Origin of the sequence: Kribbella steppae, from assembly GCF_004342025.1 — a bacterium.
Lineage (GTDB): Bacteria > Actinomycetota > Actinomycetes > Propionibacteriales > Kribbellaceae > Kribbella > Kribbella steppae.
The window spans coordinates 24171-39608 of sequence record NZ_SLWN01000011.1 but is presented as its reverse complement, the minus strand read 5'-3'; the positions used below and the strand labels follow the sequence as shown (position 1 = coordinate 39608).

At 68.0% G+C, this 15438-nt stretch carries 11 protein-coding genes; 7 read left to right on the top strand and 4 right to left on the bottom strand.

Annotated features, from left to right (window positions below):
* Positions 1 to 82 precede the first annotated feature (82 nt).
* On the top strand, positions 83 to 1576 hold the full coding sequence (gene hflX / locus EV652_RS29355; RefSeq protein ID WP_132212515.1) for a GTPase HflX: 1494 nt from the start codon (positions 83 to 85) through the stop codon (positions 1574 to 1576).
* Between the two features lie 170 nt (positions 1577 to 1746).
* On the opposite strand, the gene EV652_RS29350 is transcribed toward hflX, so the two are convergent.
* On the bottom strand, positions 1747 to 4113 hold the full coding sequence (locus EV652_RS29350) for an immune inhibitor A domain-containing protein (protein WP_132212514.1): 2367 nt from the start codon (positions 4111 to 4113) through the stop codon (positions 1747 to 1749).
* A gap of 207 nt (positions 4114 to 4320) precedes the next feature.
* Between EV652_RS29350 and macS the strand changes: the two genes are divergently transcribed.
* Both macS and EV652_RS29340 read left to right on the top strand, forming a co-directional pair.
* On the top strand, positions 4321 to 5445 hold the full coding sequence (macS, locus tag EV652_RS29345) for a MacS family sensor histidine kinase (protein WP_132212513.1): 1125 nt from the start codon (positions 4321 to 4323) through the stop codon (positions 5443 to 5445).
* A 43-nt stretch (positions 5446 to 5488) separates the two neighbouring features.
* Complete coding sequence (locus EV652_RS29340; RefSeq protein ID WP_132212512.1) at positions 5489 to 6127, top strand: response regulator; 639 nt, start codon at positions 5489 to 5491, stop codon at positions 6125 to 6127.
* Between the two features lie 24 nt (positions 6128 to 6151).
* Here EV652_RS29340 and EV652_RS29335 read toward each other — a convergent pair whose 3' ends face one another.
* Entirely contained in the window at positions 6152 to 7345 is a 1194-nt protein-coding gene (locus EV652_RS29335; protein ID WP_242002083.1) for a S8 family peptidase, read from the bottom strand.
* A 262-nt stretch (positions 7346 to 7607) separates the two neighbouring features.
* Between EV652_RS29335 and secD the strand changes: the two genes are divergently transcribed.
* The 3 genes from secD to ligD all read left to right on the top strand — a co-directional run bounded on the left by secD (position 7608) and on the right by ligD (position 12946).
* Complete coding sequence (secD, locus tag EV652_RS29330) at positions 7608 to 9908, top strand: protein translocase subunit SecD (protein WP_132212511.1); 2301 nt, start codon at positions 7608 to 7610, stop codon at positions 9906 to 9908.
* A 63-nt stretch (positions 9909 to 9971) separates the two neighbouring features.
* Positions 9972 to 11969 carry an ATP-dependent DNA helicase gene (locus EV652_RS29325; protein WP_132212510.1) on the top strand — a complete coding sequence of 666 codons (1998 nt, stop codon included), beginning with the start codon at positions 9972 to 9974 and terminating at the stop codon, positions 11967 to 11969.
* A complete protein-coding gene (gene ligD, locus EV652_RS29320; protein WP_132212509.1) occupies positions 11966 to 12946 on the top strand; it encodes a non-homologous end-joining DNA ligase in 981 nt (326 codons plus the stop codon). The genes EV652_RS29325 and ligD overlap by 4 nt, the downstream gene beginning before the upstream one ends.
* Positions 12947 to 13178: 232 nt before the next feature.
* Here the strand turns inward: ligD and EV652_RS29315 are convergent, their stop codons facing one another.
* On the bottom strand, positions 13179 to 13688 hold the full coding sequence (locus tag EV652_RS29315) for a glutathione peroxidase (RefSeq protein ID WP_132212508.1): 510 nt from the start codon (positions 13686 to 13688) through the stop codon (positions 13179 to 13181).
* A 48-nt stretch (positions 13689 to 13736) separates the two neighbouring features.
* Positions 13737 to 14528 (bottom strand): transcriptional repressor LexA, encoded by a 792-nt coding sequence (gene lexA / locus EV652_RS29310; RefSeq protein WP_132212507.1) that lies wholly within the window; start codon positions 14526 to 14528, stop codon positions 13737 to 13739.
* Between the two features lie 391 nt (positions 14529 to 14919).
* Here lexA and EV652_RS29305 point away from each other — a divergent pair, with 391 nt between their 5' ends.
* Positions 14920 to 15429, top strand: coding sequence for a LysM peptidoglycan-binding domain-containing protein (locus tag EV652_RS29305; protein WP_132212506.1), 510 nt, complete (start codon positions 14920 to 14922; stop codon positions 15427 to 15429).
* Positions 15430 to 15438 lie beyond the last annotated feature (9 nt).

The window sequence follows — 15438 nt, the reverse complement described above, 5'->3', positions numbered from 1 at the left end:
CGGGAATTCAGCTGGGGCGTGGGGCGTTGACGTCTGAAATCGGGTCGCTTGTACTGGTGGCCCGTGCCACGATGGAAGGTATATGACGACCCATTCGAACTTTTACGACGAGACCACCGACGTCGAACTCGACCTGGTCCAGGGCGATGACTCCGGCGATTCGTTGACGGGTCACGACTCGGAGCTGAGCCCGGAACCGGGCACCGAGGGCCTGGAACTCGAGGAACGCCAGGCGCTCCGCCGCGTCGCCGGCATGTCGACCGAGCTGACCGACATCAGCGAGGTCGAGTACCGCAAGCTGCTGCTCGAGCGGGTGCTGCTGGTCGGCGTCTGGACCGAGGGCAGCGCCGTGGACGCGGAGAACTCGCTGGCCGAGCTCAAGCTGCTCGCCGAGACGGCCGGCTCCGAGGTGCTGGACGGCGTGATCCAGCGGCGGAAGAAGCCGGACCCGGCGACCTTCATCGGTTCCGGCAAGGTGGCCGACCTGCGCAACCTGGTCGCGTCGCTCGGCGCGGACACGGTGATCGCCGACGGCGAGCTGGCTCCCGCGCAGCTGCGCAACCTGGAGGACAAGCTCAAGGTCAAGGTGGTCGACCGGACCGCGCTGATCCTGGACATCTTCGCCCAGCACGCGAAGAGCAAGGAAGGCAAGGCCCAGGTCGAGCTGGCCCAGCTGCAGTACATGAAGCAGCGGCTGCGTGGTTGGGGTGGCAACCTGTCCCGCCAGGCCGGTGGACGTGTCGGCGCGGCCGGCGGCGGTATCGGCGGCCGTGGTCCCGGTGAGACCAAGATCGAGACCGACCGGCGCCGGATCAACACCAAGATCTCCAAGCTCCGCCGCGAGCTGAAGGACATGAAGGGCACCCGCTCGACGCTGCGGCAGGAGCGCCGCCGCAACTCGATCCCGTCGGTCGCGATCGCGGGCTACACCAACGCGGGTAAGTCCTCGCTGCTGAACAAGATCACCGGTGCGGGCGTGCTGGTCGAGAACGCGCTGTTCGCGACCCTCGACCCGACCACCCGCCGGACGACGACGTCCGACGGCCGGGTGTACACGTTCACCGACACCGTCGGGTTCGTCCGGCACCTGCCGCACGACATCGTCGAGGCGTTCCGGTCGACGCTGGAGGAGGTCGCGGACGCAGACCTGCTGCTGCACGTGGTGGACGGTTCGCACCCGGACCCGCTGGCGCAGATCCAGGCGGTCCGCGAGGTGCTGCACGAGATCGGCGCCGACAACGTCCCGGAGATCATCGTGATCAACAAGGGCGACATCGCCGACCCGATCGCGCTGGCGCCGATCCTGCACCGTGAGTCGCGTGCTCTGGTGGTGTCGGCGCACACCGGCGAGGGCATCGACAAGCTGCGCTCCCTGGTCGAGGCGTCGCTGCCTCAGCCGGACGTGGCAGTCGACCTGCTGCTGCCGTACGAGCGCGGCGACCTGGTCTCCCGGATCCACTCCGAGGGGTCGGTCGACCAGCTCGAACACACCGCCCACGGCACTCGGGTCACCGCTCGGGTCCATCCGAATCTGGCCGGCGACCTCACGCCGTACGAGGTCACCAAGACCGGCTGACAGGCCCTACACGTCCCGGCGGAGCAGGGCGGATCGGGGCTCAACATGCGGTCCAGCCTCGCGGAGGCGGGCGCTGCGCGGATCGGCCCACGGGGCGAGATCTCGCGTCTGCCCGGAGGCAGAGAAACGGCCCCGGGGATCCCGGGGCCGCTCCTTTGGTGCTCAGGACATCAGCTGCGCTTGGAGACCTTGACCGTCATGGTCGTGCCGTTGCGTTCGACGACCTTGATGTTGACGCCGTTGTTCGGCACCTTGACGCCGGCACTCGGCTGCTCCTTGTACCAGTACGTCTTGCTGTCGTTGAAGGTGGACACACCGTTCTGGCCACGGATGTAGCTCGGTGCGCCGTTGATGTGCAGTGTGAACGAATCCGCCTTCTCCAGACCGAACGGAGCGTCGTACCCGCTGACCCGCGGCCGCCAGAGCTGACCGTCGAGCCGGTTGATCGGGACGGGGTGCGAGTCGATCGGCAGGATCAGACCCGAACCCGGGTGCTCGTTGGTGTTGTTGTCGTCCACCGAGGTGTCCCAGTACGAGACCAGCAGGCCGTCCTGGTACGGGAAGTGCTCGACCCAGTCCGGCTTGGTGTTGGCGAAGCCGAAGTTGTACGGCCCCGTCTTCAGGTGCTGGTCGTAGGACACGTAGTTGAGGTGGGACGCCAGATAGTAGTTGTCGTGCATGCTGATGAAGCTCGCGCCCATCGCGCTGAAGCCGTTCAGCGTCCAGCCCTCGGGCGATGCCTCCGCACCGGACGTGAAGAGCGTGGTCGCGCCGTTGGCCACCTTGATCTCGTCGGCGAAGAAGCCCTTGCCACCCGCCGCCGGGTCGGTGCTGTAGCGGAACTGCAGGCCGACCGTCTTGCCCTGGTACGCCGACAGGTCGAAGGTCGCGTCGACCCAGCCGGGGCTGGTGCCGTCGATCCCGTTGCCCTCGGTGGCCTTGGTGATGTTTCCGGCGATCGGCTTGTAGCCGGTGCCGTCGTTCACCTCGACGTAGGCGTAGTCACACGCCGTCGTACCGCAGTCCTCGATGTCCCAGTTGGCCTTGAAGGTCAGCGTCGTGGTGCCCGCCGGGATCGCGACCTGCCGGCTCATCGTGTTGTTGAGCATGTGGCCGCGTCCGCTCCACCAGGACTTGGTGCCGGCGGCGGGTGCGACGAGTTCATTGACCCGTTCCTTCAGCGGCAGCGTGACCACCAGGCCCTGGGCCCGCGTCGAGTTGTACTCGTGTGGACCGAGCTCGAGGGTGCGGTTCTGGCCTGCTGCGACGATCTCGTAGTCCAGCCAGCCGAGCTGCAGCTTCTCCCAGGCACCGAAGTCGGCCGCCTGCTCGCCGATACCGCCGTCGCTGGGCTTGCCGACCCGGCTCTGCGCCATGATCGACCACCAGTTCACGCCGTTCTCGACCGGCGGGCCGGAGGTGTCGTACAGGTCCGGCAGACCGAGGTCGTGGCCGTACTCGTGGGCGAAGACGCTGATGCCGCCGTTCTCCGGCTGGATCGTGTAGTCGCCGACCCACAGCCCGGTGTCGCCGAGCTGGGTGCCGCCGGCCGGGTTGTTGGTCGGGCCACCGGCCAGACCGACGTACCAGCGGTGTGACCAGATCGCGTCCTCACCCTGCCACGGGTCGCCGTCGGCCTGGTCGCCGCCGGAGTGGACGATCTGGAAGTGGTCGATGTAGCCGTCGGCCTCGTTGAAGTTGCCGTCGCCGTCGAAGTCGTAGCGGTCCCACTGGTCGAACGTCTTCAGCTCGGCGGTGATCTCCGCGGTGGTGCGGCCGGCGGCCTTCTGGTCGGCGACCCACTGGTTCACCGCGTCCCGGACCAGTGCCCAGGTGTTGTTGCAGACGTTGCCGGTGCACGGGTACCCGTTGGACCGGCCGTAGCGGGCCTCGTTGTACTGGACCTTGACCCAGTCGGTGACGGTGCCGGAGACGCTGTAGCGGCCGGACGACTGCTTCTCGTAGTACTTCTTCACCGAGTTGCCGGTGCCGAAGTACATGTCCTGGAACCAGTTGCGGTTGTAGTCCGGGTGCCAGACGGTGGAGTTGTCGACCGAGCGGTCCGGCTCCGGGATCGCGTTGTGCAGCGGTCCCTCGAAGGTGGCCGGGCCTGGGAAGTTCGGCGAGGTGTCCTGGTCGGGGTAGTTCGGGTGCCGCTCGTTGCCGAACTCGGCCAGCACCACGAAGATCCGGTCGGTCTTCTCCCGGCCCAGCTCGACGTACTGGTCGACCCGTCCCTTGGCGTTCTTGGTGCCCGTCGCACCGACCTGCTTGGCGCCGAGGTTGACCACGGTGCTGGCACCGCGCTTCTCGACCTTGGCCGAACCGTTGAGCACCTTGGTCAGGGCTTCCTGGCGCAGCTCGCGACGCTTGTCCTCGAGCGGGCTCGACAACTCGTCGGACGTCTGGGCCGGCTCACTGGCACCGGTGGCTGCGGGAGCCCCTTGAGGCGGAGCAGCGGCGCCGGACGAGGCAAAGCTCAGTCCGATCGTCGCCGCAAGGGCCAGGCTGAACAGCCCGGCGGGTAGCTTGCGCACGATTCCCCTCCGTACATTCGTCGACACCCGCCGCGCATGGTGACGCGGCGTGTTCAAAGCTCCCCCGAGCGTGTTTCGCGCGACAGTACGGGGAAATTCGCGAATCCTGAAGTGGTAGCCGGAAAATTCGGGAAAGGTGCGGGGAATCCTGCGTGATCGGTGGAACTACTCAGGCGTGCGGGCCGGTCCGTTGGCAGACTGTCTCGCGTGGAGCGTGACTCGGTCGACCTGCTGCAACCGCTGTGGCGCGCCCTGGTCGTGTTCCGGCTGATCACCTGGGTGTTCGCGTGTTTCGGGGTCTGGTCGCGGTGGGACGGGATCGTCCGGCCGTCCGGGGCCGTGCTGCAGCTGGCGATCATGGGTATCTGGACGGTGATCTCCTCGATCGGCTACAGCCGGCGATGGGGGCGGCGGAACACCCGGCTCGCGTTCGCTGACCTGATCGTCACCGTCGGCTGCATGTATGCCACCCTGCTCGCGCAGCCCCTGGTCGACATTCGCGGCGGCGCCTCCGTGTTGACCTCGGTGTGGGCGGCCGGGCCGGTGATCGCGCTGGCGATCTCCCGCGGCCGCGACGGCGGCCTGCTCGGCGCCGCGACGATCAGCCTGGTGCTGCTGTCACTGCGGGGTGTCGAGAACGCCTCGAAGATTCTCGCCAACGTGCAGCTGCTGCTCGTGGCCGGTCTGGTCGTCGGGTACGCCGCGTCCACCCTGCGTCAGGCGGGAGCCCGGCTGCGGGAGGCGATCGCGGCCGAGAGCGCGACCGCCGAGCGGCTGCGGCTCAGCCGGTCGATCCACGACGGCGTACTGCAGGTGCTGGCCCAGGTGCAGCGCCGTGGCACCGCGATCGGCGGCGAGGCGGTCGAGCTGGCCCAGCTGGCCGCCGAGCAGGAAGTTGCCCTGCGCACCTTGATGTCGACCCGGCCTGTCGTTGCCGAGGGTGACCGGATCGACCTCTGCGGACTGTTGTTGCCGCTGGCCACCACGCGCGTGGACGTCGTCGTACCCGCGGGGCAGGTGCTCCTTCCCGCGGCCGTTGCCGGGGAACTGGTTGCCGCGGTCAAGGAAGCGCTGAGCAACGTGGACAAGCACGCCGGCTCGCAGGCCCGGTCCTGGGTGGTGGTCGAGGACCTCGGTGACGAGGTGCTGGTGTCGATCCGCGACGATGGAACCGGTACGACGCCCGCCCGGCTGGAACAGGCCCGGGTCGACGGGCACCTCGGAGTCAGCCAGTCGATCCGCGGCCGGATCGCCGACCTGGGCGGATCGGTCATGGTCCGCACCGCCCCAGGTGAAGGAACCGAATGGGAACTGAAAGTGAGTACGGCATGACTGTATTGATGCCGCGCCCCCGGCGCGGCGGGTCATGGGTCCCATGACCAGGGTGATGATCGTCGACGACCATCCGATGTGGCGCGAGGGCGTGGCTCGGGATCTGGGCAGCCGCGGGTACGACGTCTGCGCGACAGCATCCGACGTGTCGGGTGCGGTGAAGATCGCCCTGGCGACCCGGCCGGACGTAGTGGTGATGGACCTGCAGCTGGGCGACGGCTCTGGTGTCGACGCGACCCGGGAGATCACCACAGAGCTGCCGGACACGCGGGTGCTGGTGTTGTCGGCCAGCGCCGAGCAGGACGACGTACTGGCCGCGGTGAAGAACGGGGCGTCGGGGTATCTGGTGAAGTCGGCGTCGCTGGACGAGTTCGACGACGCCGTACGACGTACTGCGGAAGGCGACGCCGTGTTCAGCGCCGGACTGGCCGGACTGTTGCTGGGGGAGTACCGGCGCCTCGGGTCCGGGCCTGAGGTGCCGAAGCTGACTGACCGGGAGACAGAGGTGCTCCGGCTCGTCGCACGCGGGCTGACCGCCCGGCAGATCGCTACCCGGTTGGTGCTGTCGCACCGGACGGTCGAGAACCACGTACAGAACACACTGCGGAAGCTGCAGCTGCACAACCGGGCCGAGCTGGTCCGGTACGCGATCGAGCACGGGATCGACGACGCCCCCGAGTAGACCCCGGGGGCGTCGTCCCGTGAACTACAGGCCGTTCGAGTAGAGCAGGCGGTTCACAGTGCTGCCGGTCGAGCCACCGCTGATCACGTTGGGCGTGGCGTTGGACTCGATGTACGACTTCACCGTGGCCGGGCTCGCAGACGGGCTCGTCTGCAGGTAGAGAGCCGCGACACCCGCTACGTGCGGCGTGGCCATCGACGTGCCGTTGTAGGACCCGGTGGTGTTACCGGGCAGCGTGGACACGATCGCCGAGCCCGGTGCGTAGATGTCCACGCAGGACCCGGTGCTGGAGTACGACGCCCGTGCGTCGGTGCTCGTGGAGGCAGCGACAACCAGTGCGGTCGAGATCTTGCGCGGCAGCCGGTCACACGAGTTGGCGCCGGTGTTGCCGGCCGACGCGGCCAGGAACACGCCGGAGTTGATCATGGCACGCAGCGAGTTCTCCAGCGTGGTGTTCGCGCTGAAGTTCCACGACGCGTTGGCCACTGCGGGCTTCACCGCGTTGCGAGTCACCCAGTCGACCGCTGCGATCGCGGACGACGCCGTACCGCCGCCGCTGCAGTTCAGCCACTTCACACCGTGCAGCCGGGCGCTCTTGGCAATGCCGTACGACGTGGAGCCGATGGTGCCGGCCACGTGGGTGCCGTGACCGTTGCAGTCGGTGTTGTTGGAGTCGATGCCGTTGAAGTCGAAGCTGGCCCGGCCGCCGAAGTTCGGGTGCGACGGGTCGACGCCGGAGTCGATGATGTACGCGTGCACGCCGGAGCCGGTCCGGGTGTAGGTGAACGAGTTCGACAGCGGCAGGTTGCGCTCGTCGATCCGGTCGATCCCCCATGACGGCGGGTTGGTCTGGGTCGTGTCGAGCACGTTCTGCACGTAGACGTCCTGCGAGATCGCGACCACGTCCGGGCTCTTCTGCAGGTCGGCGAGCTGGGCCGGGGTGAGCTTGGCGCTGAACCCGTTGACCGCCGTACTGAACTGGCGCTGCGGCGCGATGCCGAGCCCGCTCTTCAGCCGGATGCCCTTCTTCAGTTCGACGATATAGGTGTCCTTGACCGCGCTCACGCCGGTCTCGGCCTTGGCGAGCTGGACCGGGACGATCCGCGCCGACGGTTCGGGGACGGGCGCGGCGCCGGCACTGCCGGCGGCGGCCAGGGCTAAGGCCGGCACGATGGCGGCGGCGAGGGCCAGACTGATGCGGCGTCTGATTACGGGCACTGTTCCTCCTCAGGGAACTCATCACCCACCGGGGCGGAAGGGGTGATCACCGTCGGTCCGCAGGCGACTACGGAACGCGGGTGCTGAGAAGTTAGGGCGTGCTCACCTGACGCGTCAATCAGTTCGGTTGCGACCTGATGCCATGGCACTCCCTTGCCGCCGTGGTGCGCTTGAATGGCTTCATACACTGTGCGTTCCACGTCGAGCGTGGTGTGCTCTTATCACGACGCCCGTACGTCGGGTGCCCAGCTCCGGAGGCTTTGTGAACCGGTCGTCCCTCGTCCGTGCGCTGCTCGCGCTCGTCGTCCTGGCCCTGTCGACGTACGTCGTCCTGACGGCCTCGCCCAAGCTCGGGCTCGACTTGCGCGGCGGGACGCAGATCGTGCTGGAGGCGAAGGACTCCCCGACGGTCAAGGCGAACAAGGAGACCACCGACCAGGCGACCACCGTGCTGCACCGCCGGATCGACGCCCTCGGCGTGAGCGAGCCGACCGTGACCCGCCAGGGCGAGAACCGGATCATCGTCGAACTGCCCGGCGTCCAGGACCCGCGCGAGGCCGCGAAGGTGATCGGCAAGACCGCGCAACTCACCTTCCACGAGGTGCTCGACCAGGTCGCCGCGAAGCCGGCCAAACCGGCCGCCGGCGAGCTGTACCTGCCGCCCGAGGACGGCCAGGGGTTCCTGCGGCTGGCCAAGCCGGCCATGACCGGCGAGATGATCGGTAGCGCCGAGGGCAGGCTCGACCCGCAGCAGGTCGCCCAGGGCTGGTTCGTCGAGCTGAACTTCAAGGGTGACGGCGGCAAGATCTGGTCGAACATCACCGGCAAGGCCGCCTGCCAGCCGGTCAACACCCCGCCGCGGATGATCGCGATCGTGCTCGACAACGAGGTGATCAGCGCCCCGCAAGTGGACCCGAACGGCGGCAACCAGCTCTGCAACGTCGGCCTGACCGGCGGCAGCAGCACGATCAGCGGCACCTTCACCGAGGCTGAGGCCAAGGACTTGGCCGCGCTGATCGAGGGCGGTTCGCTCCCGGTCCCGGTCGAGGTGATCGACCAGCGCACCGTCGGCCCGTCGCTCGGCAAGGACGCCATCCAGGCCAGTGCAACGGCCGCGATCATCGGCCTGTCGCTGACCGCACTGTTCATCATCCTGGTCTACCGCCTGGTCGGCCTGACGGCCGTCCTCGGCCTGATCGCCTACTCCGGTATGTCGTACGCCGCTCTGACCGCACTCGGAGCGACACTCACCCTGCCCGGTCTGGCCGGTTTCGTGCTCGCCATCGGTATGGCGGTCGATGCGAACGTCCTGGTCTTCGAACGAGCCCGCGAGGACTACCTCGAAGGCCGCACGGACGGATTGGCGCGATCACTGCGCAGCGGCTTCCAGAACGCGCTGTCCGCGATCGCCGACTCGAACATCACCACCCTGCTGGCCGCCGGTCTGCTGTTCTTCCTGGCCGCCGGGCCGGTCCGCGGCTTCGGCGTCACGTTGAGCATCGGTGTCATCGCGTCGATGCTGTCCGCCCTGGTGGTGACCCGCGTCCTGGCGGAGTTCGTCGTCTCCCGCAAGTTCGTCATGAAGCGTCCGGGGATCAGCGGTATCGCCGGCCACGGCCGGGTCCGGACCTGGCTGGAGGCGCGGCGGCCCAGTCTGATGCAGCACAGCCGTCGCTGGCTGCTGATCACCGCCGTGGCGATCGTCATCGCCCTCGCGGGTGTCTTCGTGCGCGGGTTGAACCTCGGAATCGAGTTCACCGGTGGGCGGTTGCTCGAGGTGAGCACCGCGCAGCAGATCACGCCGGACCAGGCCCGCGCCGCGGTCGCCGAGGCCGGGTACCCGAACGCGGTGGTCCAGGCCTCCGGCGCCGACGACATCACCGTGCGGACCGGGACGATCACCGACGACGAGGCGGAGAAGATCCGCGAGTCGATCTCCCGGATCGGCGGCGGGACCGAACTGATCCGGAACGAGAGCATCGGTCCGTCGCTGGGCAGCGAGCTGCGCAACAAGGGTCTGATCGCGCTCGGCATCGCCCTGCTGGCACAGCTGCTCTACCTGGCCGCGCGATTCCGGTGGACCTTCGGTGCGGGCGCCGTACTTGCCCTGCTGCAGAACGTCGCGGTCGTGATCGGCGTGTTCGCCTGGACCGGCAAACCGATCGACGGCATCTTCCTGGCCGCGATTCTGACGATCATCGGTTACACGGTGAACGACTCCGTCGTGGTCTTCGACCGGATCCGGGAGACGCGCAGTGCGCGCTCGACCGAGAACCTCGGCCCGGTCATCGACACCGCGATCGTGAACGTGTTGCCGCGAACCATCAACACCGGTATCTCGACGCTGTTCATCCTGGGCGCGTTGCTGTTCCTCGGTGGCGACTCGCTGGCCGACTTCGCGCTCGCACTGTTGCTGGGCATCCTGGTCGGCACCTACTCGTCGAACCTCACCGCGGCCCCGCTGCTGCTCGAGTTGGAGCGCCGCTACCCGGCGCCGCCACCGCGTCCGAAGCGTCCGCAGGTGGACCGGGACGCGCAGCCGGACCGCGGCGCCGTGGTCTGAGCCCAGCGGTTATCCACACCCTGCCTGCCGGACCGGAAAACTGTCGTCCGCGCGGGCTAGGGTGTGGCGGTGGGAGTCGACGTACGCGAACTGCTCGAAGCCGCTGTTTCCGGTATCAACGGTCAGACCCGGCCTGGTCAGGTGGAGATGGCCGAGGCCGTCAACACCTCCATGCACGACGGTTCTCACCTCCTCGTCCAGGCGGGCACCGGCACCGGTAAGTCGCTCGGCTACCTCGTTCCCGCGCTCGTGCATGCGATCGAGGACCGACGCGTCGTCGTCTCCACCGCGACGCTGGCGCTCCAGTCTCAGCTAGTCGATCGCGACGTACCCGCGCTGCTGGATGCAACGGAGAAGTTGCTGCCGCGCAGACCGACGTACGCGATCCAGAAGGGCCGCAACAACTACGCCTGCCTGCACCGCATCCGTGAGGGCGCGCCGGACGACGACGGCATGCTCATCGACGTGCCGCCACCCGGCCAGATCGGCCAGCAGGTGCTGGAGCTGCGCGACTGGGCCGAGCAGCAGTTGCTCGACGGCGAGGCCGGCGACCGCGACCACGCGCCCTCGCATCAGTACCAGGCCTGGCAGCAGGTCGCGATCGCGGCCCGCGAGTGCCTCGGCGCGCAGAAGTGCCCGTACGGCGAGGAATGCTTCGCCGAGAAGGCCAAGGAGCAGGCCCGCAAGTCCGACATCGTCATCACGAACCACGCGCTGCTGTCGATCGACGCCTTCGAGAACCGCACGGTCCTGCCGGAGCACGACGTGATCATCGTCGACGAGGCGCACGAGCTACCGGCCCGGGTGACCGGCGCCGCGGGTGACGAGCTCTCGCCGCAGATGGTCGAGCGGGCCGCGAAGCGGACTCGCCGGTTCGTCGACGACGACAAAGCCGACGACCTGATCGACGCCTCGGACGCGCTGCGTGCCGCGCTGGACGGGACGCGAGAAGGGCGGATCGAGGCCTCGAACGGTCCGGTGCTCGAGGCGGCCGCGCTGGTCCGCGACGCCGCCCGCTCGCTGTACTCCGACCTCAACAAGAAGACCGATGACAAGGACGACGACCCGGACGGCGCCAAACGGCAGTCGAAGGGTGCGGTCAAGGAGATCTTCGACGTATCCGAACGCGTCGCCGCGCTGAGCGACGCCGACGTCGTCTGGATGGTCGACCGCGACCGCTTCGGTCGCGAGCTCCGGATCGCCCCGCTGACAGTGGCCGGCCTGCTGCGCGAGCTCGTGCTGAAGGACCGGACGGCCATACTGACCTCCGCGACGCTCAGCCTCGGCGGTGACTTCGACTCGATCGCCCGGCAGGTGGGTCTGCGGCCGTCGGACAAACTCGCCGACGACGACGAGATGCCGGACGTCGATTCCTCGTCGGAGACCGGGCCGCTGCCGTGGCGTGGCCTCGACGTCGGCTCACCGTTCGAGTACGAGAAGCAGGCCATCCTGTACGTCGCCAAGCATCTGCCGCCGCCGCATCGCGATGGACTGGGGCAGAAGCAGTTCGACGAGATCATCGATCTGGTGACCGCCGCGGGCGGCCGGACGCTGGGGTTGTTCTCGTCCCGCCGGGCGGCCGAGGCGGCGACGGCCGCGGTGCGGGAGGCGACCGATCTGAAGGTGCTGTGCCAGGGCGATGCGCAACTGGGGGAGTTGGCCCGCGAGTTCGTCGACGAGCCCGAGACGTCGCTGTTCGGCACGCTTTCGCTGTGGCAAGGCATCGACGTACCGGGCTCGACCTGCAACCTGGTGATCATCGACCGGGTTCCGTTCCCGCGTCCGGACGAGCCGTTGATGGCCGCCCGTCAGCGCGCCGTCGACGAGGCCGGCGGGAACGGATTCATGGCGGTCGCCGCGACCCACGCCGCGCTGCTGCTCGCCCAGGGGACCGGCCGGTTGATCCGCCGCAGTAGCGACCGCGGCGTGGTCGCCATCCTCGACCCCCGCATCGTCACCCAGCGGTACGGCGCCTTCCTGCGCGCCTCCTTGCCCCCGATGTGGCCCACCGCCGATCGTGAAAAGGTGCTCGGCGCCCTCAAGCGGTTGCAGTCGTCATGAGTCCGGCGACCAGTCCACCGGTGCTGCCGATGATGGCCGCGCTGGGCGAGATGCCGTCGGGGGCGGGCTGGTCGTACGAGATGAAGTGGGACGGCATCCGGGTCATCGCCGAGGTGGACGACGGCGTCTGCCGACTGTGGTCGCGCAACAGTCGCGATGTGTCCGGCGGCTATCCCGAGCTGATCGGTCTGGCCGAAGCGCCGGGTCTGCGGCTGCCCGCCGTACTGGACGGGGAGATCGTTACCCTGGACGAGGACGGGGCGCCGTCATTCGGCCTCCTACAGCGGCGGATGCATGTGCGCGATCCGCGCCAGCTGCGTCACCTGATCACCGAGGTGCCTGTCTCCGTACGGCTTTTCGACCTGCTCCGCTTCGACGGCAAGTGGTTGCTGGAGGCAACGTACGACGAGCGCCGCGGGCTGCTCGACTCGCTGGAGATCGGCGACCCGTTCTGGGAGACACCACCCGCGTACGACGACGGTGACGCGGCGCTGGAGTTGTCCGCGTCGACCGGGCTCGAGGGTGTGGTCGCGAAACGCCGGAAGTCGCGGTATCTGGCCGGCCGTCGTAGCGCCGACTGGATCAAGGTCAAGCCGGTGAAGACGCGTGATGTGATCCTGTGCGGCTGGCATCCGGGGGAGGGCAACCGGACCGGGAAGATCGGCTCCTTCTACTGCGGCGCCTACACCGAGCCAGGTGGCGAACTCGTCCTGATCGGCAAGGTCGGCTCCGGCCTCGACTTCGCCACCCTCGACCTGCTCAGCGCCGAACTGGCCGGTCTGGAGATCGACCAGCCACCCTTCGACCCCTCGACCATCCCCACCTCCGACCGCCGCCGGGCCCACTGGCTCGATCCCGCTCTGGTCGCCGAGGTCACCTACTCCGGTTGGGCCGCCGACGCCCGCCTCCGCCACCCCGTCTGGCGCGGCCTCCGCCTCGACGTCAACCCGGAAGCAGTCCTCGTCGACCGCGACTGATCGGACGCCTGTGCGAATGCACGGGAATGTTCTCGTGCGCCTGGAGAAAGGACAGACACGGTCGGCGCGGCGAATGTTCGGAATGCGGGGCGAATGGTGCGGCGCTGCGACGGATGATGTTCAGGTGTCTCATTTCAGCGCGGATTTCAGGCAACGCCGAGATGAACTCTGGTGCTTCTCACGTCAGTAACTGCCTCGTGCGGAATCGCCGGCATCGAATCCGCGGGGTGAGTCAGTCGTTCGCTTCCCGCGATGGTGCGGGAATCGCGAGCGCCGCCTCGATCTTGTCGGCCAATTTCTCGGGGGAATGGGTCGGCGCGTACCGTGCGATCACCCCGCCATCCCGCCCGATCAGGAACTTGGTGAAGTTCCACTTGATCCGTCCGCCCAGCAGGCCGCCCTGCTCACGCTTCAGCCAGTTGTACAGCGGAAGCGCCTTCGACCCGTTGACATCGATCTTGGCGAACATCGGGAACGTGACGTGATAGATCGTCGAGCAGAAGTTCGCGATCTCGTTCTCGTCACCAGGCTCCTGGTGGCCGAACTGGTCGCAGGGGAAGCCAAGCACCGAGAAGCCCTGCCGGCGATATGCCTTGTAGAGCTTCTGTAGTCCGGTGTACTGCGGAGTTTGGCTACACTGTGACGCGGTGTTCACCACCAGGAGCACCTGGTCGCGGAAATCGGCAAGAGACTGTTCATTGCCTTCGATCCGCCGGGCGCTGAAGTCATAGACAGTCGTCATGACTCAATGCTGACACGACACGCCCGACTTCGCGCGTCGTCTGAGATGTCAGACTCGGCGCAGAACTGTTACGACCTTTCCGAGAATGATGGCGTCCTTGCCGTCGATCGGCTCGAACGCCGGGTTATGTGGTAGCAGCAGGATCTCGGTCTTGGTCTTCTTGAACGTCTTCACCGTCGCGTCGCCGTCGATCATCGCAGCGACGATGTCACCGTTCTCCGCGGTCGGCTGCTGCCGCACCACGACCCAGTCGCCGTCGCAGATCGCCGCCTCGATCATCGACTCACCCTTGACCCGGAGCATGAACAGCGTGCCCTCGCCGACCATGGCCTTCGGCAGCGGGAAGACCTCTTCGATCTCCTGCTCGGCCAGGATCGGCCCACCGGCGGCGATCCGGCCGACCACCGGCACGTACGCCGCGGCCGCGTGCACATCGCCCGCACCGGTTTCGTCGTACGTCGTCTGTCGCACCGAACCGAGCGCGGCCCGGCGTGCCGCGGCGTCGACCTCGCCCGGGTAGCGGACCTCGATCGCGCGCGGGCGGTTCGGGTCGCGGCGGAGCAGGCCCTTCTGCTCCAGCACGCGGAGCTGGTGCGACACCGACGACGAGCTGGTCAGGCCGACCCGCTCACCGATCTCGCGCATCGACGGCGGGTAGCCGCGGCGGTCCACCGAATCGCGGATGACGTCCAGGACCCGGCGTTGGCGCGGCGTCAGGCCGGTCGCGTCGGCCGGACCGTCGGGCAGCTCGGTCACGGTCTGATCCGTGGCGGTCTGGTCCGTGACAGTGCTGTCCGTGGTCGGGTCGTCCTTGCTGGAACCGCTCGGCGTCCTGGCCATCGGTGGTTGCTCCTCGGGTCGGGCCGGCGGTTCCCGCACCGGCCAAGCTTGCTCGACTGACACGACCGTAGACCGAATCCTGAGATTCTTCAAACATCTGTTCGAAGGCGTGTCGGTTCGCACGCTTGTTCGTGTGTCGGGTTATAAGGCCCACGCGGTTCGGGAATTTCGTGGGCGTGTCGTGGTTGGAGATGGTTGCGCCGGAGGTGCCGATCGGTTAATCATTCGTACAGGCGTTCGATCGAACAGGTGTTCGGGCCGGTCGCCGGGGGTTGCTTTCAGAACCCGACCGGGGCTGGTGGGGTGGGACAGGAGAAAAACTGTCGGAGGCGGCCGGTAGACAGGGGATCGACACCGCAGGACGAGGTCTGAACGAGGTCTGGAGGATCCGATGAGCACAGCGGCTCTCGCGGCAGACGCACTGGTGGCACGCCAGGCACCCGAGGCGGTGCCCGACGCCCGCCCGCGCCGTCGGCCCAGGATCGCGGGGACGACGACCGAGCGCCTTCCGGTCCGCGCCTGCTCCGGTGACGACCTTGGCCGTCGGGTTGCCGACGGCCACGGCGCGCGGGTGCGACGCCAAGCGGCGGCCGAAGCGCCGGCGCTGCGGCTGACTCGGCGCGGCCGGATGTTGTTGACCGCTCTGTCCGTGATCGTGTTCGGCTCGGCGATCGTCGTACTGGGCCTGCGCGTCACCGGCGTGCTCGAGCCCGGTCCGAACTTCACCCACACGGTGCCGGTCCAGGTCGCGCCCGGCGAGACGCTGTGGTCGATTGCCCAGGACACGAATCCGACCCAGGATCCCGCCATCGTCGTCGAGCGGATCGCCGACCTCAACAAGCTCGCGACCCCGGCCGACGTGATCCCGGGTCAGACCCTCCAGATCCCGATCGCCCGCTGATCCTCGCTG

What these genes read in the sequence shown, in the direction of transcription:
- hflX (WP_132212515.1), top strand. Translation starts at nt 83, where the DNA reads ATGACGACCCATTCGAACTTTTACGACGAGACCACCGACGTCGAACTC.
- EV652_RS29305 (WP_132212506.1), top strand. Translation starts at nt 14,920, where the DNA reads ATGAGCACAGCGGCTCTCGCGGCAGACGCACTGGTGGCACGCCAGGCA.
- lexA (WP_132212507.1), bottom strand. Translation starts at nt 14,528, where the DNA reads ATGGCCAGGACGCCGAGCGGTTCCAGCAAGGACGACCCGACCACGGAC.
- ligD (WP_132212509.1), top strand. Translation starts at nt 11,966, where the DNA reads ATGAGTCCGGCGACCAGTCCACCGGTGCTGCCGATGATGGCCGCGCTG.
- EV652_RS29315 (WP_132212508.1), bottom strand. Translation starts at nt 13,688, where the DNA reads ATGACGACTGTCTATGACTTCAGCGCCCGGCGGATCGAAGGCAATGAA.
- EV652_RS29340 (WP_132212512.1), top strand. Translation starts at nt 5,489, where the DNA reads ATGACCAGGGTGATGATCGTCGACGACCATCCGATGTGGCGCGAGGGC.